General features: G+C 36.2%; 2 protein-coding genes and 3 other RNA genes. 3 read left to right on the top strand and 2 right to left on the bottom strand.

Going from position 1 to position 3727, the window contains the following annotated elements; genetic code table 11:
* Positions 1 to 4: 4 nt before the first annotated feature.
* Both J6D32_RS07735 and J6D32_RS07730 read right to left on the bottom strand, forming a co-directional pair.
* On the bottom strand, positions 5 to 493 hold the full coding sequence (locus J6D32_RS07735; RefSeq protein ID WP_287467506.1) for a hypothetical protein: 489 nt from the start codon (positions 491 to 493) through the stop codon (positions 5 to 7).
* 352 nt (positions 494 to 845) lie between these two features.
* Positions 846 to 2081: an IS110 family RNA-guided transposase gene (locus J6D32_RS07730; RefSeq protein ID WP_287467504.1), complete on the bottom strand. Its 1236-nt coding sequence runs from the start codon at positions 2079 to 2081 to the stop codon at positions 846 to 848.
* Positions 2082 to 2534: 453 nt separating this feature from the next.
* On the opposite strand from J6D32_RS07730, the gene ssrS (J6D32_RS07725) reads away from it, so the two are divergent.
* The 3 genes from ssrS (J6D32_RS07725) to ssrS (J6D32_RS07715) all read left to right on the top strand — a co-directional run bounded on the left by ssrS (J6D32_RS07725) (position 2535) and on the right by ssrS (J6D32_RS07715) (position 3584).
* A non-coding RNA gene (ssrS, locus tag J6D32_RS07725) (6S RNA) lies at positions 2535 to 2723 on the top strand.
* Positions 2724 to 2826: 103 nt separating this feature from the next.
* A non-coding RNA gene (gene ssrS, locus J6D32_RS07720) (6S RNA) lies at positions 2827 to 3016 on the top strand.
* Positions 3017 to 3394: 378 nt separating this feature from the next.
* Positions 3395 to 3584: non-coding RNA, 6S RNA (gene ssrS / locus J6D32_RS07715), on the top strand.
* Positions 3585 to 3727: the final 143 nt, after the last annotated feature.

Here is a 3727-nt window from a genome sequence, read left to right as displayed (position 1 = left end):
CATTTTACCCCTCCATCTCTTGTTTTAAGTTGATTAACTCTTCTATTTCACTTTCAAACATTTTTAATGTCCCCATTCGTTTTTCAATCAACCGAATCCACTCTATGACCTCTTTTGTCTGCCAAATTTCTAAGGTACCACTCGCTAATTCTTTTACCTCGCTGAGTTTACCTTTAATGTATGCAACCGCCTCTTCTTTTACAAAGCTTGGCTTACTATCCACCAAATTCAAATCCGTCCACGCTAATAATAAGTTATCAAAGTCTTCGAGTTCATCATAATCAATCATCTCTAAAAAGGCCTCACCCTGTTCATACCAGATTTCATACTTTTTATTTGAACTTTCATCACTTGCTAACTTTAATAAACCAACTGCTTGTTGATAAGACTTTTCCTCAAACGCTAATTTCGCTTCCTTAACAGCCTGATTCGCTAACTTTCCCTCACAACCTACTAAAACAATCAAACTTAACACCACTATATATCGCTTCACCAACAACCACCATCCTCGATAACACGAGAATATCACGGCTTACACCTAGAAATTTGCCACATCATTACCAAAAAAACACACTACTTCTGTCTTGTTTTAGCTAACCCCGCTGCAATCGTCAGGTGTGGACAAACACCCAATCTTCATGACAAAAAAAGCGCGACAATAACTGTCACGCTTTTTTTGTCTACTATGAAAATAAATACAAACTCCCTCCGTGAGGTCAGCTTTGAAAAGACCTCCCTTGTAGGCCTCGAATCATGTCATAAATTACTGTCGAAATAAAGGCAACTTTCAACAACAATTGTTTGTGTTTTTATGTTTTAAATCACTTGTTTTTTACGATAATAAATTATCCGACTGGTGATATCGTAGAATGCTCATCAACTCTGTATCCTAAAGCAGCTAACTTTTTCAGGTATGAGTTGATTTTTTTCTCGGTATTAAATTGATAGTAGTAGTCGGATCCTAAATCAATAAACTCCTGGTCGTCTTTCAACATATGATAGATGGCGATTAGGATGGAATGAGCGACCGCCAGGGTGGCTCTATTTTTTCCTCTTCTGATGGCAATTCGTTGATACTGAGCATGAAAGAAGCTATTTTTATTCTTAGCTGCTGATTTCGCAGCCTGTGCGAGGGTCGATTTTAGTATCTTATTTCCTTTGCGGGTTCGCCCGCTTTTTCTTTTGCCCGCACTTTCATTATTTCCAGGAGCTACACCTGCCCATGAAGCTAGATGTCCTGCAGTTGGAAATTGATTCATATCCAATCCGATTTCAGCTAAAATAATTTCCGCACTTTTCTTTCCGACTCCAGGAATTTGTTCAAGCTTCTTAATCGCTCCCCAATATTCTGCCATATACGTATCAATGATGATATCCATCTCTTCAATTCTTTCAGATAATTCATGAAGATGCGTGAGAACTTGTTTCATCATCATTTTTTGAAAAGGGGTCATAATTCCTTCCATCGCCTCTGTCACCTCTTTAACAGAAGCCGATATCCGACTGATAATTAAGGTTTCAGTTGTTTTTTCATCCATCATTTCATCATTGTTTAGAACATAATCCAGTAGATTCATCGTTGTTTTACCTGTAATAGTTGAAAGAACCGAACCAATTTTAATATTTGCACCTTCTAATAATTTTTGAAGTCTGTTAAGGGCACGAGCTCTTTCTTCAGTTATCGCTTTGCGATACCTTGTCGCCTCTCTTAATTCACGTTGTTCACGACTTGGAATAAAGCTTGATTTAAGTAAACCGTGGCGAAGTAAATCGGCTAACCAAGCACTATCTAAAACATCTGTCTTCCGACCAGGAACAGCTTTAAAGTCTTTGGCGTTCACGATCATATAATTTAAACCGCGCATTTCAAAGATGTTAACCAGTGGTTTCCAATAAACAGAAGTCGATTCCATCGCTACCATTTCACATTGATTCTCTTCAAGCCAATTAGCCATTGCTTTGATATCTTTTGTTTTGGCACTAAATTCCTTGATTTCTTGCTTGTGGCCTTTACACAAACAGGCAACCAATTTCATCTTATGCACGTCAATCCCACAACAAGTTTTGTAAAGAACATCCATGGTCTGAATTCTCCTTTGAATATAATTTACGTACAATGTCAACTTCATGATTATTATTCTACTATACGTCCTCAGGGACAAAATGTGGTTCAAAGAGAAGTTGTCAGAACAGTCTATATATCGGTCTATTCGATCCAAGAAACATCGTCCTTGATTGTACAACATATTGTGAGTGAACCTAAGCCATCTCATTCAACGCACACTTTATTTTCGTTTATTGTGGTGCCTCTAGGGCGTGATGGTCTATGTACAACCACTCCTATCAATCTGTTAGATTCATATTAACTTCCAGATATCACCTGATTGCTTTTAATTCATTCTCGTGTTAAGATAGCTTTCCTGCCTCTGATAGAGAGGATTACTTTCTTTATCAATAAGGATTCGGTTTTCCAAGCATTCCCTTGTTGATTTCAATTCTCTTTCATGTTAAGATAGCGTTCCCCATGAAAAAGGTTATTCCTGAATGGTACGTAAAGTGACTAACTTTTTAAATCCGAACATTTCTAATAAGGGAATCTGATTCTCAAATTCGGTGTTGAATGCCTAGCTTTTTCTACCTAGGACTCCTAAAGAATTTGATAAGATACCCACCTGCTACTTAGCGGGTTTATACTCTAGCACTTACGGCCATTTGGGTATCATTCATAACCTGCCCATTAACTAAGACTTTCCAGAACCAATCATATTGATTTTGTTGGCCCGACATGTTAGGATATGTATCCGGTCATGAGTGACCCGAATTCAAAATATCCTGGATTGTACGTAAAGTGATTAGTTCTTTAAATCCGAACATTTCTAATCAGGGAATCTGATTCTCAAATTCGGTGTTGAATGCCTAGCTTTTTTCACCTAGAACTCCTAAAGAATTTGATAAGATACCCACCTGCTAATTTAGCGGGTTTACATCCTAACACTTACGGCAATTTGGGTCATTATATTCATTTAGATTACCTATAGATTAGATATGATGAAGCCACCAATTAAAAATGAATTTCGCTTAATGATCATACAATTTAGAGAAGTTTTTAAAATATTAAATTAATAGTTGATTAATATTCATGAACATGATAAAATTAAAATCCAAATTGATTAAACTTTATTATTTTTTATGAATAAACACACACACATTTTAAACTAGTTTATCTAATATAACCATTCATCATGTCCCCTAAACATGATAAAAAATGGCCCTAGATAATCTAACAATCTGCAATCAGATTGTCGATCAATTTGGTGCCATGATAAATCAATGAATCATGAGATTTATTATTTCAGGTTATTGTCTTTTTACCAAGAACATGATAAAATCTAATCAAAATCTGAGATATGCGTAAGGTGATTAGTTCTTTAAATCCGAACACTTTTGATAAGGGAATCCGATTCTCTAATACCGTGTTGAATGCCTAGCTTTTTCCACCTAGGACTCCTAACGTATTAGATACGATGCCCACCTGCTAATTTAGCGGGTTTATATCCTAACACCTACGGTATTTTGGAGAAACACAAGCATTTGCTTGTGTTTTTTTTAACTTAAAAGGTTCTATAATATTTGGTGTTGCTGAGTAAGCAGCACTTTTTTCATGGCATCAAAAAAAAGAGACCTCAAGTCTCAATCCTGTTACAATGTTATCGGCTAAAACAATATT

Origin of the sequence: Turicibacter sp. (genome assembly GCF_017941855.1) — a bacterium.
In the GTDB taxonomy this organism is placed as follows: domain Bacteria; phylum Bacillota_I; class Bacilli_A; order MOL361; family Turicibacteraceae; genus Turicibacter; species Turicibacter sanguinis.
This window is presented reverse-complemented; position numbering and strand designations above follow the sequence as displayed.